This window comes from Martelella sp., assembly GCF_984369615.1.
The window spans coordinates 1-21,376 of sequence record NZ_CFHTCS010000032.1 but is presented as its reverse complement, the minus strand read 5'-3'; the positions used below and the strand labels follow the sequence as shown (position 1 = coordinate 21,376).

General features: G+C 62.6%; 21 protein-coding genes and 1 pseudogene. 8 read left to right on the top strand and 14 right to left on the bottom strand.

Annotation, left to right across the window (positions count from 1 at the left end):
* The 11 genes and pseudogenes from AC5DC2_RS04865 to AC5DC2_RS04815 all read right to left on the bottom strand — a co-directional run.
* A pseudogene (locus AC5DC2_RS04865) lies at positions 1–387 on the bottom strand (amidohydrolase family protein); the annotation flags it as partial.
* 1 nt (position 388) lies between these two features.
* Entirely contained in the window at positions 389–1,471 is a 1,083-nt protein-coding gene (locus AC5DC2_RS04860) for an amidohydrolase family protein (protein WP_491697674.1), read from the bottom strand.
* A gap of 15 nt (positions 1,472–1,486) precedes the next feature.
* Positions 1,487–3,466 carry a tripartite tricarboxylate transporter permease gene (locus AC5DC2_RS04855; RefSeq protein WP_491697673.1) on the bottom strand — a complete coding sequence of 660 codons (1,980 nt, stop codon included), beginning with the start codon at positions 3,464–3,466 and terminating at the stop codon, positions 1,487–1,489.
* 285 nt (positions 3,467–3,751) lie between these two features.
* On the bottom strand, positions 3,752–4,846 hold the full coding sequence (locus tag AC5DC2_RS04850) for a type 2 periplasmic-binding domain-containing protein (protein WP_061449862.1): 1,095 nt from the start codon (positions 4,844–4,846) through the stop codon (positions 3,752–3,754).
* Positions 4,847–5,657: 811 nt separating this feature from the next.
* Positions 5,658–6,578: a methylenetetrahydrofolate reductase gene (locus AC5DC2_RS04845; protein WP_491697672.1), complete on the bottom strand. Its 921-nt coding sequence runs from the start codon at positions 6,576–6,578 to the stop codon at positions 5,658–5,660.
* Between the two features lie 188 nt (positions 6,579–6,766).
* The gene (gene purU, locus AC5DC2_RS04840; RefSeq protein WP_024706161.1) at positions 6,767–7,615 is read right to left on the bottom strand and encodes a formyltetrahydrofolate deformylase; all 849 of its coding nucleotides are present in this window, start codon (positions 7,613–7,615) and stop codon (positions 6,767–6,769) included.
* A gap of 396 nt (positions 7,616–8,011) precedes the next feature.
* Positions 8,012–9,316 (bottom strand): TRAP transporter large permease, encoded by a 1,305-nt coding sequence (locus AC5DC2_RS04835; protein ID WP_491697671.1) that lies wholly within the window; start codon positions 9,314–9,316, stop codon positions 8,012–8,014.
* Entirely contained in the window at positions 9,313–9,825 is a 513-nt protein-coding gene (locus AC5DC2_RS04830) for a TRAP transporter small permease (protein ID WP_491697670.1), read from the bottom strand. Before AC5DC2_RS04830 ends, AC5DC2_RS04835 begins: the two co-directional genes overlap by 4 nt.
* Before the next feature lie 4 nt (positions 9,826–9,829).
* Complete coding sequence (locus AC5DC2_RS04825; RefSeq protein WP_024706157.1) at positions 9,830–10,816, bottom strand: TRAP transporter substrate-binding protein; 987 nt, start codon at positions 10,814–10,816, stop codon at positions 9,830–9,832.
* Between the two features lie 260 nt (positions 10,817–11,076).
* Positions 11,077–12,489: a vanillate/3-O-methylgallate O-demethylase gene (gene ligM, locus AC5DC2_RS04820; RefSeq protein WP_491697669.1), complete on the bottom strand. Its 1,413-nt coding sequence runs from the start codon at positions 12,487–12,489 to the stop codon at positions 11,077–11,079.
* A 113-nt stretch (positions 12,490–12,602) separates the two neighbouring features.
* On the bottom strand, positions 12,603–13,358 hold the full coding sequence (locus AC5DC2_RS04815; protein ID WP_024706155.1) for a GntR family transcriptional regulator: 756 nt from the start codon (positions 13,356–13,358) through the stop codon (positions 12,603–12,605).
* Between the two features lie 331 nt (positions 13,359–13,689).
* Here AC5DC2_RS04815 and AC5DC2_RS04810 point away from each other — a divergent pair, with 331 nt between their 5' ends.
* From AC5DC2_RS04810 to AC5DC2_RS04775, 8 genes are all read left to right on the top strand, one after another.
* On the top strand, positions 13,690–14,400 hold the full coding sequence (locus tag AC5DC2_RS04810) for an alpha/beta fold hydrolase (RefSeq protein ID WP_491697668.1): 711 nt from the start codon (positions 13,690–13,692) through the stop codon (positions 14,398–14,400).
* Entirely contained in the window at positions 14,393–14,734 is a 342-nt protein-coding gene (locus tag AC5DC2_RS04805) for an extradiol ring-cleavage dioxygenase (protein WP_491697667.1), read from the top strand. The genes AC5DC2_RS04810 and AC5DC2_RS04805 overlap by 8 nt, the downstream gene beginning before the upstream one ends.
* Complete coding sequence (locus AC5DC2_RS04800) at positions 14,734–15,573, top strand: class III extradiol dioxygenase family protein (RefSeq protein WP_491697666.1); 840 nt, start codon at positions 14,734–14,736, stop codon at positions 15,571–15,573. The genes AC5DC2_RS04805 and AC5DC2_RS04800 overlap by 1 nt, the downstream gene beginning before the upstream one ends.
* Positions 15,573–15,905, top strand: coding sequence for a YciI family protein (locus AC5DC2_RS04795; RefSeq protein ID WP_491697665.1), 333 nt, complete (start codon positions 15,573–15,575; stop codon positions 15,903–15,905). The genes AC5DC2_RS04800 and AC5DC2_RS04795 overlap by 1 nt, the downstream gene beginning before the upstream one ends.
* A gap of 42 nt (positions 15,906–15,947) precedes the next feature.
* Positions 15,948–16,850 (top strand): bifunctional methylenetetrahydrofolate dehydrogenase/methenyltetrahydrofolate cyclohydrolase FolD, encoded by a 903-nt coding sequence (gene folD / locus AC5DC2_RS04790; protein ID WP_491697664.1) that lies wholly within the window; start codon positions 15,948–15,950, stop codon positions 16,848–16,850.
* Between the two features lie 149 nt (positions 16,851–16,999).
* Positions 17,000–17,785 (top strand): pyrroline-5-carboxylate reductase, encoded by a 786-nt coding sequence (locus AC5DC2_RS04785; RefSeq protein ID WP_491697663.1) that lies wholly within the window; start codon positions 17,000–17,002, stop codon positions 17,783–17,785.
* Between the two features lie 12 nt (positions 17,786–17,797).
* Entirely contained in the window at positions 17,798–18,436 is a 639-nt protein-coding gene (locus AC5DC2_RS04780; RefSeq protein WP_491697662.1) for a LysE family translocator, read from the top strand.
* Position 18,437: 1 nt separating this feature from the next.
* Positions 18,438–18,659 carry a DUF1413 domain-containing protein gene (locus AC5DC2_RS04775; RefSeq protein ID WP_024706147.1) on the top strand — a complete coding sequence of 74 codons (222 nt, stop codon included), beginning with the start codon at positions 18,438–18,440 and terminating at the stop codon, positions 18,657–18,659.
* A gap of 7 nt (positions 18,660–18,666) precedes the next feature.
* Here AC5DC2_RS04775 and AC5DC2_RS04770 read toward each other — a convergent pair whose 3' ends face one another.
* From AC5DC2_RS04770 to ispG, 3 genes are all read right to left on the bottom strand, one after another.
* The gene (locus AC5DC2_RS04770; RefSeq protein ID WP_081725641.1) at positions 18,667–19,086 is read right to left on the bottom strand and encodes a PIN-like domain-containing protein; all 420 of its coding nucleotides are present in this window, start codon (positions 19,084–19,086) and stop codon (positions 18,667–18,669) included.
* Complete coding sequence (locus tag AC5DC2_RS04765) at positions 19,083–19,802, bottom strand: hypothetical protein (protein ID WP_491697661.1); 720 nt, start codon at positions 19,800–19,802, stop codon at positions 19,083–19,085. The genes AC5DC2_RS04770 and AC5DC2_RS04765 overlap by 4 nt, the downstream gene beginning before the upstream one ends.
* A gap of 103 nt (positions 19,803–19,905) precedes the next feature.
* On the bottom strand, positions 19,906–21,165 hold the full coding sequence (gene ispG, locus AC5DC2_RS04760) for a flavodoxin-dependent (E)-4-hydroxy-3-methylbut-2-enyl-diphosphate synthase (RefSeq protein ID WP_491697660.1): 1,260 nt from the start codon (positions 21,163–21,165) through the stop codon (positions 19,906–19,908).
* Between the last annotated feature and the right edge of the window lie 211 nt (positions 21,166–21,376).

Below are 21,376 nucleotides of genomic sequence, written 5' to 3'. Positions count from 1 at the left end.
CCAGTCGTTTACGGCCGCGCAGACGGCCGCGCTCAATTCGAGGTTCTGCAGTGACGGCCCGGGATTCAGCGCCTGCAGCAAGCCGAACTCGATATTGAGCTCGTCCAGAAGCTGCTTCTGCAGGAAGGCGAGGCTGGAAGCCGGCGGGCCGCCCTCCGGCGGATAGGCATCCTGGCGCATGCCGCCATGGTTCAGTCGCGGATATTGCAGCATGCCAACGAGCGAACCGCCCGACCGCATGCCGAAATCGCGCACATGCTCGCGCCAGCGCAGCGGCATGAAGCGGGAGAGCTCGGTCCTGTCGGTCATTGCGGGGTGAATGTCGCAATCGACAATACCCAGTTTCGTTTTGGCCGTGTCGGGCCTCTCCAGTTCGGCAACAGTCATGTCAGACCTCCAGTCTCGGATAGGTGGCAAGGACATTCTCGCGGCAGATGGCATTGGCGAGATCGGCGGAAAGCCCGTTCGGCCAACGGGCGGCGGTCGGTCCGTGATCATGCGGAAAATCGGAGGAATAGAGCAGCAGTTCCGGCCCGCCGATGCATTCGACAACGGCTGCGACCTCTTCCGGCTCGACCGGAAGATCGAAGGGCTGCAGGGTGAAGCGCAGCTGGCGTTCCAAGATCTTGTCCGGGCCCTCCTTCAGCCACGGCACCTCGACGCGGCAGCCGCGCCAGTCCTTCGCCATGCGCCAGGAGACGCCGAAAAGCCAGGAAATCCCGCTTTCCGCCATCACCACCTTCATGTCCGGAAACTCGGTCAGCACGCCCTCGCTCAGAAGGCTTGCCGCCTGGCTGGCGAAGCCCTGCGACCAGTTGACCTGTTCCTCCACAAGATAGGACATGAAGCCGGATTGCGTCGGCGCGTGGCGGTAATTGCTGCCCGGATGGATCGACAGGACAAATCCGGCATCGGATGCCGCCTTGTAGATCGGCCAGAACTGGCGCTGGCCGAGCGGCGCATCACCCATGCAGATCGCCAGGATCTGGATGAAGCGCCGGTCACCGGCATAGCGTTTGATCTCCGCCACCGCCTCTTCCGGGTGACGGAACGGCACCAGCAGCGCGGCCCGCAGGCGCGGGTCCCGATCCAGCCACTCCGCCGCCAGCCAGCGATTGGTCGCCTGGCACATCATCGCCTGCATATAGGGGTCGAACAGCGCCTGAACGCCGTTGACGACGTTGAGGATCGCCGCCGAGATGCCCCTCGGATCCAGATGGGCTTCGGCCAGCCGTTTGGGATTTGCGACTCCGCCATCCGGGCCTTCAGCCCTGAATGGCCTGGTCGAGAACGGATAGGACATCAGTTCCATATGCCCGATATTGCGGTAGGGCATCATGTCCTTCCAGTAGCTGTCGACGAACGGGAGCAGGTCTTCCTGTCCGGGACTGCGCGGATGCACGTCGCAATCGATGGCGCCGATCCCTGCGGCGGGATCCGGTCCTGCCTCGACATCAAGCTCTGTCAGCATGTTTCAGTCTCCTCATCACATGAAGAACGGTAATTCGAACGGGGCATGAAGAAGGCGGTCGTAAAGAAAGTAGAGCACCGCCCCGAGGCCAGCCGTGTAGAGGGCGACCACCCACCACCGGAACCGCCCCCAAAGCGTCGTGTAGATCGCGGCAAAGCCGAGGATGGCGGCATAGGTGCCGACCCATGGCGTCAGCGCCGCCATCAACGCGATCGACAGGAAGGTGATGATCTGACGCCGATGCGCGGCGATGAATTGCCGCGTGGTGCCGCCGGCGAGAGCATCGCCCGCCCGACGCGCGGCGGCGATCACCCGAAGCCGGTTGCGGTCCTGGAACAGGACGAAGCCCATGATGACGATGCCCGCCAGGCCAAAGGCCATCGGCGAGACCTTGGCCAGAAGCTTCCAGTCGCGCGCCATCCACACCGCCGCGCCGAAGAGGGCCATGAGCACGAGCGCGAGCGCCGAAGACAGGATCAGACTTGCCTTGCTCTCCTGCGTATCCTCGATCGCGTGGGCAGCGAGCCCGCGGCGGGTCGAGCGCAGCGCAAAGAAGAAGACGAGGGCCAGCACAATGACGAGACCGATCACCGTCGGACGGGTGACCACTTCCATCACCGTATAGCTCTGCCAGGTGATGGACATGGCGTTCTCGAGGACAGGCCCGAGCACGAAGCCGAGAATGAAGGGCGGTCGCGGCCAGCCCGCCGCCTTCATGATGTAGCCGAGCAGGCCGACGCCCAGAAGCGTGATCCAGGTGAACATGCCCGGCTGCCAGACCCAGGAGCCCATGAAGATGAACAGGATCACCGCCGGCACGATGAAATTGCCGTCAACGAAAGCGGCGCGCGCCACCTGTCGGCCCCAGAGCATCAGGGCGGCGGCGCCGATGATATTGGCGATGATGATCGTCCAGACCATCGAGAAGGTGATGTCGAGATTGTCGCCCAGCATGTTTCGGCCCGGCGAGAAGCCGTGGATCGTCAGGGCGCCCAGGAGCACCGCCATGGCGCCGCTGCCGGGAATGCCGAAGGCAAGCGTCGGGATCAGCGAACCGCCGAGCACGGCATTGTTGGCCGCTTCCGGCGCAATCACGCCGCGCACGTCGCCCTTGCCAAACTGCGGATCGGTCTTGCAGCTCTGCGTGGCGTGGCCATAGGCAAGCCAGTCGACCACGGAAGAACCGATGGCCGGAAGCATGCCGACATAGACGCCCATCAATGAACAGCGCAGGACCAGCCAGCGATTGCGGATGGCGGCGCGGACCCCGCTGAAGATGCTGTCACCCTGCGCGTGCTTGTCGCTGAGGTGGGCGATTGCCGTGCGCCGGGCGGCAAGGTCCATCATTTCCGGCAGGCCGAAAAGCCCGAGAATGACCGGAACCAGCGGCAGGCCGTCAAGCAGCGAACGTTCGCCGAAGAAATAGCGCGGCATGGAGCTTGCGACCGGATAGCCGATCTGGGAAAGCATCAGCCCGAGTACGGCCGCCCCCAACCCCTTGGAGACCGCGTTGCCGCTGACGGCGCCGACCATGAGCAGGCCGAGCAGCGAAAGCAGGAAGAACTCCGGCGAACCGAAGGCAAGAATGATCCACAGCGCAAAGGGCAGCGAGGCGGCCATGGCGAAGCCGCCGAGCACCCCGCCAAAGGCCGAGCTGACAAAGGCCGCGCCGAAAGCCGTCTGCGCCAGGCCGCGCTTGGCCATGGCATTGCCGTCGATCACGGTCGCCTGGCTGGCGATCGTGCCGGGAATCCCGAGCATGACCGACGTGATCGTATCGGAGGTGGAGACCACCGCGAACATGCCGAGCAGCATGGCAAGGCCCGCGGCCGGGTCCATGCCGAAGGTCAGCGGCAGAAGCACCACCATGCCGGTGACACCGCCGAGGCCCGGGACGATGCCAAGCCACAGGCCGACGGCGATGCCCGCAAGCAGGTAGAGAAAACCGGGAAAGGACAGAACCAGCGAAAGCCCCGTCATGAATGAATCGAACATGAAGTTCCGGCTCCAGATCAGCGTGGCTGCTCATCGTTGTCCCACTCAGGCGCAAACGATGGCAAAATACATCTTTAGATTGCAATCCGCCGCGAACGACGCGCTCCAATCTTCAGGAAAAGGGCACAATGGCAATCAGGCAGAACCGGCGGAGGCCTGGCCCTGACCGCGCGTCCGTCGACGACGCAATCGCCGGCGGCAAGACGCGAGCGGCGGCCGGGCTCTTCGTGCCAGGCTCCGGTTCCCGGCGCGCGGGAGGCGGGCGCGCCGCCCCCGGCCCGCCTTCTACTGCTCGATCCGCTCGACCAGCTGGCGCATCGTGTCCTTGATGTCTTCAGAAGTGTTCTGCACATCGGAGATGATCCTGGTCATCTCCTGCCAGTGGACGATGTTCGGCGGCGAGCCGTAGACCTTGGTGGCCGCCTCCAGATAGTCCGGCGAGGCTGTCGCTTCATCAAAACTGGCGCGCAGCATGTCGAGATGATCCGAAGGGGTCCCGGGGGGCGCGACGATGATCCAGTTGACCGGCGCCGAGGACCGGGCGTGATACATGACCAGGTCCCAGAGCGGGCCTTCCGGCGGTTTCCCGGTCGCCTTTTCGATGTATTCGCCGAGGGTCGGCACGCCTTCGAGGGCTGGATCGAGCTTCATCGAACCATCCGCTTCGAGCGGCCCCATCTGCCAGATCGCCATCGTCTCGCCGCTGGCGATCGGTCCGTCGCCGAGTTCGGCGATATATTGGGTCGTGGTCGCCGGGTAGCCGTCGATCTCGCCGCGCTGGAGGGCCGCGTAAAGCGGTCCGTCGCCGAGCATGCCGGAGACGAACTGCCAGTCGACCCCGAGAAGATCGAGCGCTGCTGCCGTCTGCATGCCCTGGGTCATGCGCGGCGAGTAGACTCCGACGGTGACGCTCTCGACGTCGGGCAGGTCGTCGCGGTCTTTCAGCCCGGCGCCGACATCGCTCCTGACATGAAACAGAAAGTTGGATCCGCCGATGCCGCCGATCACGCCGAAATCCTGGAACGGGATCTGCAGCACCTCCGGATCGAGGATGCGCGTCGTGCCCTGCCAGGCGAGATAGCCGAGGGTCTTGCCGTCCGGGCGGGCGTCCATGACAAAATCGATGCCCTTGGTCAGCGCTCCGCCGGAGACCGACTGGACGATCATGGTCGGATGACCCGCCATCGTCTTCGACCAGGCATCCGCGAGCACCTGGGCGCTGATGGCGGTTGCGCCGCCGGGCGCGACATTGTGCACCAGCGTCACCGTCTCTCCTTCGAGGTCGATCGGCTCGGCCTGCGCGGCCAGTCCCCCCGCCAGCACGATCGCGGCAACCGACGCCGCCGCCATGCCGCACCTTATGGTCGCATTCAGTCTCATCTGTTCTCCTCCCTCTGGGTCAGTTACACGGATGCCGGGACCTCCTCCGTCCTCGACTTCCGCCATGAGCGCACGGCCCTGCGAACCTTCGCGTCCGATCGAACGGTTTCCATGCCCGACGGACCAGGCCTGCCGGGCCGACTGCCGCAACCCGGCGCATCGCCGCCGGCAAATTCGCCTTGAACAGGAACCAAAGCCTGAACGAGGCAAGATTTTCGCAAGAAACCATAAAACTGTCGGCAACGGGCCGGACGGGCATGCGCAGCCGGTCAATGCACCGGCTGGAATTGCTCCTCGGATCGCGCGAACCGCGACGTCGAAACACAACGCGTTCCGGCCTGGCGCGATCTGACGCCTTCGCAGGCTTTCGAGGCCCTTCTCCCGCCCTCCAAGACGAAAAAACACCGAAGGCATCCGGCCAAAATGTATACGCATATACAGGTTTTCGAACTGGCCATGTTTAGACTTTAGCTTAGTATTCGTCAGAAATAAACAGTTTTAGGACGAATTTTGAAGAAAAAATGCCTTTTATATACAAAATGGAATAAGTCTATCAACATGATGCGTATACATTTCGCGCGCGTCTGCGCGCATGCCCCCACCTCCTCCCGAACTGCTTGGACAACAAAAACCGACCAGTCGCGTGCGCGAACTGGCCAGCGGGGACATGACGGGAACTGAGCGTCGCTTGGCGCATCGGCCCGAAAATCGGAATTGCTTTTCGGAAAGCACGATGCATCGATTCAACAGGCTAGCGCGCCCTTTGTGCGTCCGGATCGACGCACGGCGCTCTCGCCGCCGGGCGAGGACTTCATACGGCGGCCGGGGCCGGAGCGGAGACACCATGGCGGACCGCCCAGTCGGCGCAGGCGCCGATGCCGCCGAGCGGAAAGAAATGAATCTGCGCGACGGCCGAACCGCCGTCGCGTTTCGCTGCGGCGGCAAAATCAACCAGAACGTCCGTCGGCTCATAGGGCAGCACCAGCTTGGAGACATCCATGGCCCGGCGTTGCAGAACCTTGAGCGAGGAACCGACGCCGCAGGCAATCGCGAATTTGATCAACGTCTGCAGCCTGGCCGGCCCGGCAATGCCGACATGGACGGGAAGGTCCACGCCGAAGCCGCGCAGCCGCTCGATCCAGGCCAGCACCGGCTCCGCCTCGAAGGCGAACTGGGTGACGATCGCCATTTCGGCGTCGGTGCGCTCGGCAAAGTCCTGCTTCCACCTGAGGGCGGCATCCACATTACCGGTTGACCCGTCGGGATCGATATCCTTGTTGCCCTCCGGATGGCCGGCTACATGAAGCCGCCGGAACCCGGCCTTGTCGAACAGCCCGGTCTCCATCAGCTGCATTGACGAGTGATAGTCGCCGGCAGGCGCGCCACCACCGCCGGCCAGCAGCAGCGCCTGGTCGACGCCGGCCTCGCCCTGATAGCGCGCGATCCAGTCTTCGAGCATCGCCCTGTTTCTGATGATGCGAGCGGGGAAATGCGGCATGACCGTAAAGCCGTCTTCCGACAGACGCCGCGCCGTGGCGACCATATCCTCGATCGGCGTTCCTTCGATGTGAGCTATGTATACACGTGTTCCGACCGGCAGCAGCGCCTTGAAGTCATCAACCTTGGCCGCCGTGCGCGGCATGACTTCGATCGAGAACCCTTTCAGAAATGGGCCTATGACATCGTCTCCAGTAGCGGTTTGCTTGCTGCGCCTGCCCAGAAATCCAATCATTTTTGCAGATCCTCCTCCAGGTTCCGATGAATCAAATGTATACATTTCGTCGTTCCCTGGCAAGCTCTTCCCCGACTCTTTCTGACGACATTGCCATGTTGCGCTTTTGGGAAAGCGGATCGCTTTGCCGATTGCGGCATCGGCCGGCCCTGGCCGAAGACCGGAAAACGCTTTTCGGACATCCGGATCTATTTTTCGAACACGACCGTCTTCTTCCCGTTCAACATCACGCGGCGCTGAAGATGCAGGGTCACCGCCCTGGCCAGCACACGCCGTTCGATATCCCGCCCCTTGCGGACGAGATCCTCCGGCGTGTCGGCATGGGTGACCGCCTCGACATCCTGGGCGATGATCGGACCCTCATCGAGGTCCTCGGTTACGTAATGCGACGTGGCGCCGATCATCTTCACCCCGCGCTCGAAGGCCTGATGATAGGGTTTTGCTCCCTTGAAGCCCGGCAGAAAAGAGTGGTGGATGTTGATGCAGCGCCCCGACAGGAAGGCCGAGAGATCATCCGACAGGATTTGCATATAGCGGGCGAGAACCACCAGTTCCGCGCCGGTTTCATTGACGAGCGCCTTGATCCGGGCTTCCTGATCGGGCTTGGTGTCCCTGGTTATCGGCAAGTGGTGATAGGGAATATCGCCCATCAGAGTGAGGTTCAAAGCCGTCTTCGGATGGTTGGAGGCGATCGCGACGACCTCCATGTCCAGTTCGCCGATCCGGTTGCGGTAAAGCAGATCGCCGAGACAATGATCGAACTTCGAGACCATCATCAGCACCTTCGGCCGGCGCGCCATGTCCCACAATTCCCAGGTCATGCCGTATTCGGCCGCGAGCTTTTGCATCTCGGCACGCAGGGCGGTCTCGTCGCCTGGATATTTGACCAACACGCGCATGAAGAAAGTGTCGCTCACCGCATCGTCGAACTGCCGGGCCTCGGTGATATCGCCGTCGGCGCGGGCAAGCAGCGTGGCGACGGCGGCAACGATGCCTGGACGGTTGGCGCATTTGATGGTCAGGACATAGGACTTCATCGCAAGGTTCTCCTCCGGATCGGGGCGCGGACATCCGCCCCCATTCAGACTGCAGGTGTTCCCCTCCTTCGAGAGGCGAACGATCTTTCATTCATGGCTCCGCATTGCGGCAAGTCTTTTCCGGCCGTTTTCGGCGCGCGTCTTCCCGCCGCCGGCGCGCAGGCCGTGCCGGCAGTCAGAGCTTCGATTGTCTTTCGCGGCATTGCCGGGCAGCGCCTTTCTGTCAAACGTCCCGCCGAAATTTCCAACGCGCTTGCAGGCGGAGATCCATCTCCGCCGTTCTGCGAGTTCCGCTAGGGCGCCGTGCGTCCGTTCGGACGCACAAAGGACGCTCTAACCTATTTTATCTACGCATCGTGCTTGCCGAAAATCGATTCCGGTTTTCGGGCCGATGCGCTAGTTCATCATCGTATTCGGCAGGATCAGCGTGATCTGCGGAAAGGCGATCAGCACCACCAGCGTCGCCAGCATCGCAAACCAGAACGGCGTGACGCCGGCAAAGATGCGCGAAAGCGGCACGTCGCGCGCCACCGATTTGACGATGAACACATTGACCCCGACCGGCGGCGAAATCAGTCCCATTTCCAGCGTCAGCACCACCAGCACGCCGAACCAGATCGGGTCGATCCCGAGCTGCGTGATCACCGGAAAATAGATCGGCATGGTCAGCACCAGCATGGCGAAACCTTCAAGGAAACAGCCGAGGATCAGATAGGTCAGCAGGATCAGGGCCAGCACCGCGATCGGTCCGACCTGAAGGCCTTCCAGGAAGGCGCCGACCAGATCGGGAATGTGGGTGAGCGCCAGGAATGGGTTCAGGATATGGGCCGAAATCAGGATCAGCATCACCGCCGCCGTCGTGACCACCGAATCCTTGGCCGCCGCCCAGAACGCCTTTGGCGTAAGCTTTCCCGTCGCCGCGCCGATCAGGATGATCAGCCCGGCGCCGACGGCAGACGCCTCCACCGGCGAGAATATCCCGCCATAGATGCCGCCGATCGTCAGGATCACCACCGAGAGCACGGGTAGTGCCCCGACCATCCTCTTCGTCTTCTCGCCCATCGTCGTGCGCGGACCGGCGGGACCGAAACCGGGCCTGAGCCAGCACAGCACGGTGATCGTGACAATGAACATCGACAGAAGCAGGATGCCCGGCAAGACGCCCGCCAGGAACAGCCGCCCGATCGACTGCTGCGTCAGGATGGCGTAGATCACGAAGCCGGTCGAGGGCGGGATCAGGATGCCGAGCGTGCCGCCGGCGGCGACGACCCCGGTCGACAGCCTGTTGTCGTAATTGAAGCGGTCCATCTCGGCCATGGACACCTTGCCCATGGTCAGCGCCGAGGCGACCGATGAACCCGAAAGCGCGGCGAACCCGGCACATCCCAGCACGGTCGCCGAGGCAAGCCCGCCGCGAAACCGCCCGACAATGGCATAGGCCGCATCGTACAGCCTGCCGCTCATGCCCGTCACCGATGCGACATTGCCCATCAGGATGAAAAGCGGCACGACCACCAGCTCGGCCGAGGAGGCAAGCGTGAAGCTCTCCGACGCCATCAGGCTCATCGCCGCCTTCAGGTCGCGCAATGCCCAGATGCCGGCAAAGCCCACGGAAAACATGGCCAGCGCCACCGGCACGCGGATCACCAGCAGTACAAACAGGACGGCAAGGCCGATCAGGCCCACCAGTTCTCCGCTCATTTCCCGATCTCCCGCTCGGCGCGGCCGGCACGGCCGGTCAGCACAAGTTCAACGGCGCGAAGCCCCATGCCGAAGGCGGTGATCAACGCCATGATCGACAGCGCCCACTGGAAATACCATTTGGGCATGCGCACGATATTGGTGGCAAGCTTGAGCATCTGCGACAGTTTCGCGGAATCATAGACGGTGTAGGCAATGCCGGCGAAGATCACCGCGCCGAGAAGCGCGGCGAAGATATTGAGCCAGTGGTTGAGGGCATCGGGAAAATGATCCTCGAAGACATCGACCGCGACATGACCGCCGAGCTTGTCGCAAAGCGCCATGCCGCCGAAGACGATGATCACCATGCCCATCTGGTAGAAGTCCTGCGCGCCGCGCAGCGGCGCGCCCCATGCCCTTCCGATCACGTCCGCGAGCACGACCAGCGTCACGAAGATCAGCCCGAGCGTGCCGGCAAAGGCGGAGAGCGAGATCAACCCGTTCGCCGCCTTGCGGAGCGTGACAAGCATGGTCCTATTCACCGCGCATCGAGGCGAGAACGTCTTCGGCGCCAAGCTCGGAAACGATCTCCTCGGTCACCGGAATGGTGAGCGCACCGAAGGCTGCCGCCTGGTCGGCGTCGAGCGTGATCACGGTCTTGTCCGGATCGGCTTCAAGCCCGGCGATGGTCTCTTCGGCAACCCGGTTCCAGGCGGTTTCCGCGCTCTCGGAAAGATACTCGCCGGCATATTTGTCGATCGCCGCCTTCTGCTCGTCGGAGAGCCCGTCATAGCGCGCCTGGCTCATGACCACGTAGAAGGTGAGGCGGCCGATCGGCGCGCCGATCGTATAGCTGTCGGCGACCTCGGAAAGCTTGAAGTCGGTGACGGCGGACGCTCCGGTGACGACGCCGTCGATCAGCCCGGTCTGCAGGGCGTTGTACAGCTCTCCCGCCGGCATCTGCACCGGTGTCGCGCCGAGCGCTTCGAGAACGGCGGCCGTGGTCGAGCCGGCGGCGCGGATCTTCAGGCCCTTCAGGTCATCGGGCGTGCGAATGTCCTTGTCCTTCATGATGAAGATGTTGGGCTCCGAGGTCCACAACGCCAGGGGCTTCGTGCCCGGGAACTCGTCCCTGATCATGTCCATGGAGCGCCAGATTGCCGGATAGCCGGGCTCGCCCAGCGCGATCACGCCCGGCATTTCGGCGATCATGGTTTTCGGGAACTGCGACGAGGTGTAGCCCGGCAGGCCCCAGACGATATCGGCAACGCCCTGAAGCACGCGGACATACTGTTCCAGCGGCCCCTTGCCGAGTTCGCCGCCCGGATAGACGCGGATGGTGAGATCATCGCCGACCTCGTTGGCGATGCCTTCCTGCAGCGGTTCGATGACCGAACCGGTCAACGTGTGCTGCGGCGGAACGAAATGGGCGAAAGACAGTTCTTCCGCCGAAGATGCCGCAGTGACGCCGGCGAAAAGCGCGGCGGATACGGCAAGAGTGCGCAGTGACCTGTAGATCATGATTCTCCTCCCCAGGTTTCATGACTTGAAATCTTGCGCGCCCGCCTGCCTGCGGCCACGCTCCTGAACTCATATTCGCGGGACCCCGGCGAAGAATACCGGACTTTCCGCGACAATGCATCGATCATGGCGCCGGCAGAGCATCCCGACAGGCCCTCCTCGACCTGTCCCGTATCTCCGGCAAACGTCCGTTCTCTCCGCCGGCGGCGGCTGGCAACCGCCCCAGTCGAAGGCGGCGCCGATTGTCACAAGAAAGGCGATCAGCGGCTCGCCTTGGTGCGCCAGCTGTCGGCGTAGTTTTCGCGGGCCTCGGCGGCATAGGGCGTCGGCGAAACGCGCACGCGAATCTCGGCCTGACGATGCGGCTCGACCGAGGTCTTCTGCGTGGCTTCCGGCTCGCCCCATTTCAGCGTCAGCACGTCGCCGACATTGACGTCCTGGCTGACGACGCCGAGCGACAGAACCCGTCGCTCATTGTAGGAATAGCCGTTGAACATCGACATGCCGACCATCGTGTCGCCGTTCATGACCATGTCGGCGGTCGAGGACGCATAGTTGGGCTGCGGGAAGTCGATCCACTTGTAGGGCGTGCCTTCCTCGAAATTCGAGGCGATGACCTTCAGGACATCTTCCGGGTTCCACTCGAAGGTCACCTTCTTGCGGTTGGTCGGCGCATCCTTGAGCCTGGCGAGCGCATCCTTGCCGATGAAGTCATCCTTCTTCCAGCCGATATAGAAGCCGTAGCCGAGCTCGAAGGGATTGGTGTAATAGTCCTCGACATTGTCGGAGACGAAGGATCCGCCGATGGAGCCGACCGCCTCATAGGCATCGGCGCCCAGCCAGTCGCGATAGTCGGCCATCATCCCGTCGCCGGAATAGATGCCCGGCAGCGGCGAGGGTATCCAGCCGGATTCCAGCGTGTTGGTGGAATAGGCGCGCGAACCGACGCGGCGCAGGTCTACGCCGGTCTTGGCCGCAGCCTCGAGAATGGTCGAAAGGATATAGGCCTTGTCGGCATAGGGGCCCCAGATTTCCAGACCCGGCGCGCCGGCCATGCCGTGGCGCAGCGCCTGCACCCGCTTCGAGCCGACATTGATCCAGTCGACATGGAAGAACTTGATCTCGGGAACCGGACCGCCATTGATGGCGTCGAGGATCTTGTTCGCATCCGGACCCTGAATCTGGTAGCGATAATGCGTACGCAGCACGCGCTCGCCCTCGGGGCGGGAATCCGAGCGGGGGTCATGGACGAGCCGGACGTTCCACTTGCCGATGGCGGCCTGGAACTTGGTCCAGTTGGCCGTCGGCTGGCGACCGACGAGGACGAACTTGTCCTCGCGCTCGCGGAAGATGATCATGTCGCCGACGACATGGCCCGCCGGCGTGACCGGCACGAAATGCTTGGCGCGGTTGAGATCGAAATTGCCGAAGGCATTGATGCCGACATGGGCGAGAAACGCCGCGGCATCCGGCCCCTCGACGATCAGTTCGTCCATGTGGTGGGTCTGGTCGAACAGCACGGCGGTATGGCGCCACGCCATCTGTTCGCTGCGCCAGTTGGAAAATTCAGGCGCGACGACAGGGTATACATAGATTCCCGAACGCGAATTCCTCAAAAGCTCGACGGGATTTGAGAATCCCTGCATTACGGACGATAGGCTTTGACCTGCCACTTTTCAACTCCTCCCAAAGCATCAAGAATGTATACATACATTTGCAAGTCGCCTCAAAGAATGCAAGCGGAAATATCTCTCCGCCTGCAGATTTCCGGCAACCGGCGGCGGTGTCAGCGCAGGATCGGCTCGTCCGGCGCCACGAGAGCGAGGCCGGGCACTGTGCTGACGAGGTTGCGGTCCTTGGAGAAGATGTATTCAAGGTTCCGCCGCGCGGCACAGGCATGTTCGCGGGCCAGCGCTTCCGCCCGCGCACCCTGGCGCTGGGCGATCGCGGTGACGATTTCGCGATGCTGCTCCTGCGCCACCTGCAGCGAACGGCGGAAATCGGAAAGCTTGCTCCTGTCCGGCAGGAAGGCGGAGGGCGAAGCGAACGGCAGACGCTTGGCGCGGGCCAGTTCGCGCTCCAGCGTGGCTGAGCGCGGCAGGGTGGCCAGCGCGTCGTGGAACTCGCCGTTCAATTCCGAATAGGTTTCGAAATCGACATCGTCCGGCAAGACGCCGACGCAGCCGTCAAGCGCCCGGACAATGGCGGAGATCTCCTTCAGCGCCTTCTCGCTTGCGCCGCGCTCGGCGGCCATCCGCGCCGCCGTGCCCTCCAGAACGCCGCGCAGCTCGATCGTGTCCAGCACATCGGCATAGGCGAAGCTGCGCACAAGGAAGCCGCCGCTGCGAGCGCGCTCCAGAAGCCCCTCCTCCGCCAGCCGCGACATCGCCTCGCGAACGGGCGTGCGCGAAATCTGAAGGTCATCGGCAAGCGCCACCTCGAACAGGCGCGTTCCGCCCGGAATGGCGCCGTCGAGAATGCGTTTACGCAGTTCCACCAGCGCCCGCATCGTGTGGGTTTTTGCAGCTGCCTGCCTGTCCATCGTCGTCTCCCCGCATAATATTCGTCCAAAGAGGTTGGAACGCTCTTAGAGCATGCTCGCGTTTGCTTGAATCGCGAACATGCTCCAGCCTTTTGTTTTTCGCCGCGTCCGGACGGAAAACCGGTCTCCACTTTTCCTGTTCGTGCTCTAATGTATACACAGTGAAATTCGGGGCAAGCCCGTTCCGGCCTCACGCTCCGAAGGAAATCCCGCACTACAATGCGTCCATCGGCATTTATGTATACATCTTGTAGCATTTTCTGTTGATACTGCCATAAATATCGACTAATTTCCCCATCAATGTATTCACGGCGGCATGGGAGGGCCGGTCATGACCACATTGCTTCTCATTCCCGGATTGGTATCGGACGCCCGCGTGTGGCGCGCTGTCTGCAGCGCTGCGCCTGCATGGCTCGCCGCGGCCGATGCCGATGTCACCCGCCAGCCGACCATCGAGGCGATGGCGGCAACGCTTCTCAGCGAGACCGAGGGCCCGCTCATCCCGGTCGGCCACTCCATGGGCGGGCGCGTGGCGATGGACATGGCCCGCCAGGCGCCGGAGCGCATCAGAGGCCTGGTGCTGGCCAATACCGGACATGACGGCGCGCGCGCGGACGAGGCCCCGAAGCGACTTGCCAAGATCGCCCGCGGCTACGAGGACATGATGGCGCTCGCCGCCGAATGGCTGCCGCCGATGCTCGCGCAGGGGACAACGCCGGACGCCGCGCTCGTCGACGACCTGACGGATATGGTGGTCAAGGCCGGGCCCGACGTTCACGCCCGCCAGATCCGCGCGCTGATGGAGCGCCCGAACGCAATGGAATACATCCCCGCCATCACCTGTCCCGTGCTGCTCATCACCGGCGCGCAGGACAGCTGGTCGCCGGAAAAGCAGCATCGCGAAATCGCCGACAGGCTCGCGGATGCCGAGGTTCTCGTCATCGACGGCGCCGGGCATTTCATGCCCGTCGAGCGCCCGGAGGAAACGGTTGCCGCCATCACCGGCTGGCTTGATCGGCACAAGGAGGTGCTCAATGTCTGACGTGCTCGAAATCCCCGAAACGCCCCTCTTCGAGCGAGAGCGTTCGAGAAACGGCTACCGGATGAACAAGATGGCGATGTCGCTCGGCAAGCCGGAAAACCGCGCCGCCTTCAAGGCCGACGAGGAAGCCTTTCTCGACAGTTTCGGCCTGGGCGAGGCGGAGAAACAGGCGGTGATGCGCCGCGACTGGCACAGGATGGTGGCCCTTGGCGGCAATCTCTTCTTCATCCTGAAGATCGCGGCGGTCGACCCGGCCAGCATGGCCGAGATCGGCGCGGCGCAGGCCGGCATGAGCCAGGAAGAATTTCTCAAGACAAGACTGGGGAAGATGTAATGGCCGAAATCATTGGCGGCGTCGGCACCAGCCACGTACCCTCGATCGGCGTGGCGCTCGACAAGGGGCTTGCCGACACGCCCGACTGGAAGCCGTTTTTCGACGGCTATATTCCGGGCAAGCAGTGGATGGCGGAGAAGAAGCCCGATGTCGCGGTCGTGATCTTCAACGACCACGGCAACACATTCTTCCTCGACCGCGTGCCGACCTTCGCCATCGGCGTCGCCGACAGCTACAAGCCGGTGGACGAGGGCTGGGGTCCGCGCGCCGTGCCCGATTTCGAGGGCGCCGCCGATCTCTCCTGGCATATCGTCGACACCATGGTGGAAAACCATTTCGACCCGCTGGTCTGCCGCGAGATCGAGGTTGATCACGGCCTTCAGGTGCCGCTGGAACTGTTCTTCGGCCGTCCCGAACACTGGCCGGTCAAGGTGGTGCCGATCTGGGTCAACACCATCCAGTACCCGATCCCCACCCCGCAGCGCTGCTGGGAAATGGGCAAGGTGCTGCGCAAGGCGATCGAGAGTTTTTCCGGCGGCGAGAGCGTGGTGATCATGGGCACGGGCGGGCTTTCGCACCAGCTTCAGGGCAGCCGCGCCGGCTTCATCAACCGCGAGGCCGACGAGGCCTGGCTTGACGGCATCGCCAATGACTACGAGAAATACCGGAACATGAGCCGCGAGGACTATGTCGACCAGTTCGGCTCGGAAGGCGCGGAACTGATCATGTGGCTGGTGATGCGGGCGGCGATGAACCCGCATGTGGAGATGAAGCACAGGCATTATTACGCGCCCGCCTCGCTCACCGGCGCCGGCATGGTCGTGCTGGAGAATGCGTGATGGCGTTTTTCCTGATGCGCTGCCTGAACAATCCGGACGTCCATGAACTGCGCGAGCAGATCCGCCCCGAGCACCGCGCATGGGTCTCCTCGGGCGGCAACGGCCTTGTTTCGGTGCTGATCGGCTCGGCGCTTGTCGATGACGAGAGCCGCTCCTGCGGCAATTTCGGCATATTGGAGGCAAAAAGCCGCGCCGATGCCGAGGCCTTTGCCGAAGGCGACCCCTTTCGCAGGGCGGGCATCGTCGCGACCATCGAACTGACGCCCCTGCCCGATACGTTCCAGGCCAGGCGGATCAGCGAGCCGATGAGCCCGCGCCTGCCGGCCGACTGAGCCGGCGGGATGGGAGACGCCTGTGATTGACGGGAGCAGAGGATGACGGCACGGATCATTGACGGAAAGGCCTTTGCGGCCAGGCTTCGCGGCGCGGTGGCCTGCCATGTTTCGCGCCTCAAGGCGCAGCATGGCGTGACGCCCGGCCTTGCCGTGGTTCTCGTCGGCACTGATCCGGCATCCGAAGTCTATGTCCGCGCCAAGCACAGACAGACCGTCGAGGCCGGCATGAATTCCTTCGAGCACCGCCTGCCCGAAGAGATCGCCGCCGCCGATCTTCTCGCCCTCGTCGCCCGGCTGAACGCCGATGACGCGGTCGACGGCATTCTCGTACAGTTGCCGCTTCCCGCCCATATTGCGGAAGCCGAGGTTCTGGCGGCGATCGACCCGACGAAGGATGTTGACGGGTTTCACATCCTGAATGTCGGTCTTCTGGCGACCGGGCAGAAGACCATGGTGCCCTGTACCCCGCTCGGCTGCCTGATGCTGCTGCAGGCGGAACACGGCGACCTTTCCGGCCTCGAGGCAGTCGTCGTCGGCCGCTCCAACATCGTCGGCAAGCCGATGGCGCAATTGCTGCTTGCCGCCAACGCCACTGTCACAATCGCCCATTCGCGCACGCGCGACCTGAAGGCCGTCGTCAGCCGCGCCGATATCGTGGTCACCGCCGTCGGCAGGCCCGAGATGATAAAGGGCGACTGGATAAAACCCGGCGCGAGCGTGATCGATGTCGGCATCAACCGGATCGACGCACCGGAGCGCGGACCGGGCAAGACGCGGCTGACAGGCGATGTGGATTTTGCCGCGGCAAGTACGGTCGCCGGCGCGATGACCCCGGTGCCGGGCGGCGTCGGCCCCATGACGATCGCCTGCCTGCTGGCAAACACGCTGACGGCTGCCTGCCGCCGTCGCGGGCTTGCCGAGCCGGCGCACCTGACCGCCTGAGGCAGGTGCGCGGCGCCGGTTCAGGGCGGCGTCATTCTCCTCCGGCGGCAACGCCGCGCGCCGCCCTGGATCCGCCTTTCTGGGCGCGCCCCGTTTTCAAACCGGTTATGGCTTCCTATGCTGGGCCAGCAAATTCAGGAAGGAATGTCATGACAATCGGGTTTATCGGAACAGGCGAAATCACCAAGGCCGTGGTGACCGGCATGAGCACGGTCGACGGCGAAAAGCCGACCATCCTTGTTTCGCCGCGCAATGAGGAGATCGCGGCCACGCTTGCCGACCGCTTCGAGAATGTGGCGGTGGCGGCAAGCAACCAGGATGTGATTGACGGCGCTGAAAGCGTTTGTCTGGCGCTGAGGCCGGGCGATGCCGAAGAGATCATTAAGACGCTGAAGTTTGGCCCGTCCCACCACGTCATCAGCTTCATGCCGACCTTCAGCCAGGCGCGGCTTGCACGGATCGTTGCCCCGGCAACGCGGATCACGCTCGTTACCCCGTTGCCGGCGGTCGCCTTTCACGGCGGGCCGACACCGGTCTTTCCGCCGGATGAGGACGTGATTGCGATGTTCGAGCCGCTCGGCACCGTGGTTGCCGCCGAGACCGATGACGAATACCAGGCGATGTGCGTGGCGACCGCCTCGCTTGCCGGCGCCTTCGCCTATTACGAGACCATCGCCGACTGGCTTCAGGCGAAAAACCTGCCGGCCGACAAGGCGCGGGCCTTTTCCGGCGCCGTGTTCTACGCGCTTGCCGCAACCGCCCGCAACGCGCCGGAGATGTCGTTTTCCGAACTGACGCGGGAATCGGCGACGCGCGGCGGCACCAATGAACAGGTGCTCAAACACCTGAAGGACAACAACGTCTATACCGCGTTTTCAAAGGCGCTTGACGGCATCTGGGATCGGTTCGAGAATGCGAAACCTTCTTCCGACTGACAGGACAGGATGATGGATACGCCGCAGCTTCTGGGATCGCTGGCGCTTGCCTGGATCGCCTATTTCATCGCCGTCGTCAGCCCCGGCCCGGCAACGCTTGCCATTGCCGGCACGGCGATGGGCCATGGCCGGCGGCAGGCTGTGGCGCTTGCCAACGGCGTTCTGACCGGCTCCTTCTTCTGGGCCGTGCTGGCCGGCGCCGGCATGGCCGCCGTGGTGACGAAGCTTGCCTACGGGTTGGTGGCGCTGAAGATCATCGGCGGATGCTATCTGCTTTATCTGGCCTATAAGAGCTTTCGCGCCGCGATGCGCGCGGATGCCGCCGACATGGCGCCGAAGATTGCCGGGCGTCTCAGCCTCGGCGCCTTCTACCGGCGCGGCCTCTATATCCACCTTACCAATCCGAAGGCGATCTTCGCCTGGGTCTCGCTCGTCTCCATCGGCCTGCCGAAGGATGCAGACCACGGCACGATCATCCTGTTCATCGCCGGCGCCAATATCATCGGCTTTCTGACCTTCAACGCGCTGGCGCTGATGTTTTCGTCCGGCCTCGTGGTGCGCGGCTACAGAAAGGCCCGTCGCGCCATCGAGGGGACGATGGCCGCGCTCTTCACGCTTGCCGGCCTGAAACTTCTGACGACAAGGTTCTGACATGCTCGACGAAGACGAGATCGCAAACCGGCTTCTGGCACAGGAGCCGGGCGAGTTTCATTTCCCGGAACTTTACGGCAAAGGCTGGAACCGGCTCTCTATCGGCGACAAGGTGAAGATCGGCCGCGAATTCCTCAACGCCGTGCGCAAGGGCCGCTTTCCCGGCGTGGAAGACACCGGCCGCAAGAAGGGCGGCGGCAGGGTTTATGTGAAGAGGGGTTAAGGTTGACTCAGAAGGAAAGTGATCTCAGTTTTGCGCCACGACTGACAGGAATTTCATGCATGGCCGGAGCTTGTACAAGCTCGGTAATATGAACGATGTCAGGCCAGCGCCATATAAGATTTGAGGCCGCTTGGTGCGTTGGCATCTTCTGATATCCTTGAGCGAATACAAACCCATGCAACCCGGCAGCACGTAAGGCGATACGTTCAGCAGAGTTTTTCAGTATTCTTCTGTCATTCGAAATAAAAATCCAATGCGTGTTGGAAGATTTCAGGAAGCGGATCCAGTCCAGATCAGACGCATTCCGCCCGTTGGGCATCCCACTGATGTCGCCGATATGAAATGCCCGGTCATCAAAATTGCTGATGAAGCCGTCGAGGGTTCTTGCCAGTACTGGAGACGTGCAATTGTCAAAGAAGACATTCACGCTGCCATCCGCGCATTGGGTGTCTTTTCTTCGAATTCCAATGCTTCGCGAACAGCAGATTCCGAAACGTCGTAAACCCTTGCCGCCTGATGTATGCCTCCTTCCTGCCGCACAGCATTCGCCAATACGGTCGTCGGCACACCAGATGCAGCGTCAATTGGCTGTCCAAAAGCACGCTGCGGATCGATGAGGATTCTGGAACGCCTGCCAAGTGGCCACCAGACGATTGGATCGCCCTCGTTTCCAAAGTCCACAGTTTTCAGCACAGGATCAATGACTTCCCTGAATTCATATTGACGGCTGAAAAGATTGAGCAATTTCTCTTTCTCTTCGCCGTTCTCATCTTTCTCAATTTCAAAGAGAAGGATACTTCTTCCATCGGTACGAAACCGATTTGTCGACAACGGATGGGTTTTTCCGAGAACCTCTCGGGCGAGCAATATCGCCCGTCGGATATGCTGAGGTGGCATGCCGAACCTAACGAAAGCATCTGCAACACGGACTTCCATGAGATCTCTGAAACTCAGATAGATTTTCTCATCCTCGATCGCTATTTCCGGGTTCCAAAGAGGCGGATAGTCTTTCCCTCTTCGCTTGTACCCGGAGAGCCAACGCACAAGTTTTGGCGCCGGAATAGAGGTCAGACGAGATGCCTCGGCCGAGGAGTAAATTCCGATGCCGACAAGTTCAGCGCTTTTGTTTTTTTCAATGTTCATTCGAGCTCAACGCCTGCGAGAAACTTTGTTGAATCATGCCAGCTATTGGATTCACGCACAACAAGAGATTGCGTCAGCTTTACTTTGGCAAAGACACACGTACCTACTCCGCCGCCTGACTGCCCGACCCAAAACGATTTTCGATATAGTCGCTGACCATCGCCTCGAAGTCGGCGGCGATGTTCGGGCCGCGCAGCGTCTTTGCCTTTTTGCCGTCGATGAAGACGGGGGCGGCCGGCGTCTCGCCGGTGCCGGGCAGCGAGATGCCGATATCGGCATGTTTGCTTTCGCCGGGGCCGTTGACGATGCAGCCCATCACCGCGACGTTGAGCGCTTCCACGCCCGGATATTTATCGCGCCATACCGGCATGTTCTTGCGGAGATCCGACTGGATCTTGGAAGCGAGTTCCTGAAACACGGTCGAGGTCGTGCGCCCGCAGCCGGGACAGGCGGCCACCACCGGCACGAACTGGCGAAAGCCCATGACCTGCAGCAGTTCCTGCGCCACCTGCACCTCGCGGGTGCGGTCGCCGCCGGGCTCCGGCGTCAGAGACACGCGGATCGTGTCGCCGATGCCGTGCTGCAAGACATAGCCCATGGAGGCGGACGAGGCGACGATGCCCTTGGTGCCCATGCCGGCTTCCGTCAGGCCCAGATGCAACGCGTGGTCCGAGCGTTCGGCCAGCATGGAATAGACGGCGATCAGGTCCTGGACCTGGGAGACCTTGGCCGAGAGGATGATGCGATTGCGGGCAAGGCCGATCTCCTCGGCCAGCTCGGCCGACAGAAGCGCGGATTGCACGATGGCTTCACGGGTGACATCGCGGGCGGAAAGCGGCGCACCGGCTTCGGCGTTCTCGTCCATCAGCCGCGTCAGCAGCTCCTGGTCAAGCGAGCCCCAGTTGACGCCGATGCGGACCGGCTTGTCGTAGCGGATCGCCATTTCGATGATCTCGGCGAACTGCTTGTCGCGTTTGTCCTTGAAGCCGACATTGCCGGGATTGATGCGGTATTTGGCAAGAGCCTCGGCGCAGGCCGGATGATCGGCCAGCAGCTTGTGGCCGATATAATGAAAATCGCCGACGAGCGGCACGTCGAGGCCGAGATGCTCCAGACGTTCGCGGATGCGCGGCACCGCCGCTGCCGCCTCGTCGCGATCAACCGTGATGCGCACCAGTTCGGAGCCCGCCTTCGATAGCGCCGCCACCTGCGCGACGGTCGCGTCGACATCGGCGGTATCGGTGTTGGTCATCGACTGGACGACCACCGGGGCGCCGCCGCCGACAATCACGCCGCCGACATCGACGGCGACCGAGGCGCGGCGGGGCAAGGGGGCGAAATTGCGGGGAGCGGCAAGCGTCATGATCATCTCCGGAACGGCTTATACCAAGGATCACTGATTAGCACCCATATGACCGGAACGTTTTTGAAAGCCAGCTAGGCGAAAGCCGCAGTCGTAGCCATAGCTACGTCGAGGACTTTCAACGACGCAGGCTTTCAAAAACGTCCGGCCCCGAAGGGGTGCGGCTGGAATGGCCCCCGAGGGCGTCAAAATCCTCGCGCGATGCTCAAGC

What these genes read in the sequence shown, in the direction of transcription:
- AC5DC2_RS04795 (WP_491697665.1), top strand. Translation starts at nt 15,573, where the DNA reads ATGGCGTTTTTCCTGATGCGCTGCCTGAACAATCCGGACGTCCATGAA.
- AC5DC2_RS04765 (WP_491697661.1), bottom strand. Translation starts at nt 19,802, where the DNA reads ATGAACATTGAAAAAAACAAAAGCGCTGAACTTGTCGGCATCGGAATT.
- AC5DC2_RS04845 (WP_491697672.1), bottom strand. Translation starts at nt 6,578, where the DNA reads ATGATTGGATTTCTGGGCAGGCGCAGCAAGCAAACCGCTACTGGAGAC.
- AC5DC2_RS04830 (WP_491697670.1), bottom strand. Translation starts at nt 9,825, where the DNA reads ATGCTTGTCACGCTCCGCAAGGCGGCGAACGGGTTGATCTCGCTCTCC.
- ispG (WP_491697660.1), bottom strand. Translation starts at nt 21,165, where the DNA reads ATGACGCTTGCCGCTCCCCGCAATTTCGCCCCCTTGCCCCGCCGCGCC.
- purU (WP_024706161.1), bottom strand. Translation starts at nt 7,615, where the DNA reads ATGAAGTCCTATGTCCTGACCATCAAATGCGCCAACCGTCCAGGCATC.
- AC5DC2_RS04810 (WP_491697668.1), top strand. Translation starts at nt 13,690, where the DNA reads ATGACCACATTGCTTCTCATTCCCGGATTGGTATCGGACGCCCGCGTG.
- AC5DC2_RS04805 (WP_491697667.1), top strand. Translation starts at nt 14,393, where the DNA reads ATGTCTGACGTGCTCGAAATCCCCGAAACGCCCCTCTTCGAGCGAGAG.
- AC5DC2_RS04850 (WP_061449862.1), bottom strand. Translation starts at nt 4,846, where the DNA reads ATGAGACTGAATGCGACCATAAGGTGCGGCATGGCGGCGGCGTCGGTT.
- AC5DC2_RS04855 (WP_491697673.1), bottom strand. Translation starts at nt 3,466, where the DNA reads ATGTTCGATTCATTCATGACGGGGCTTTCGCTGGTTCTGTCCTTTCCC.
- AC5DC2_RS04835 (WP_491697671.1), bottom strand. Translation starts at nt 9,316, where the DNA reads ATGAGCGGAGAACTGGTGGGCCTGATCGGCCTTGCCGTCCTGTTTGTA.
- AC5DC2_RS04815 (WP_024706155.1), bottom strand. Translation starts at nt 13,358, where the DNA reads ATGGACAGGCAGGCAGCTGCAAAAACCCACACGATGCGGGCGCTGGTG.
- AC5DC2_RS04775 (WP_024706147.1), top strand. Translation starts at nt 18,438, where the DNA reads ATGCTCGACGAAGACGAGATCGCAAACCGGCTTCTGGCACAGGAGCCG.
- AC5DC2_RS04800 (WP_491697666.1), top strand. Translation starts at nt 14,734, where the DNA reads ATGGCCGAAATCATTGGCGGCGTCGGCACCAGCCACGTACCCTCGATC.
- AC5DC2_RS04860 (WP_491697674.1), bottom strand. Translation starts at nt 1,471, where the DNA reads ATGCTGACAGAGCTTGATGTCGAGGCAGGACCGGATCCCGCCGCAGGG.
- AC5DC2_RS04785 (WP_491697663.1), top strand. Translation starts at nt 17,000, where the DNA reads ATGACAATCGGGTTTATCGGAACAGGCGAAATCACCAAGGCCGTGGTG.
- AC5DC2_RS04780 (WP_491697662.1), top strand. Translation starts at nt 17,798, where the DNA reads ATGGATACGCCGCAGCTTCTGGGATCGCTGGCGCTTGCCTGGATCGCC.
- folD (WP_491697664.1), top strand. Translation starts at nt 15,948, where the DNA reads ATGACGGCACGGATCATTGACGGAAAGGCCTTTGCGGCCAGGCTTCGC.
- AC5DC2_RS04825 (WP_024706157.1), bottom strand. Translation starts at nt 10,816, where the DNA reads ATGATCTACAGGTCACTGCGCACTCTTGCCGTATCCGCCGCGCTTTTC.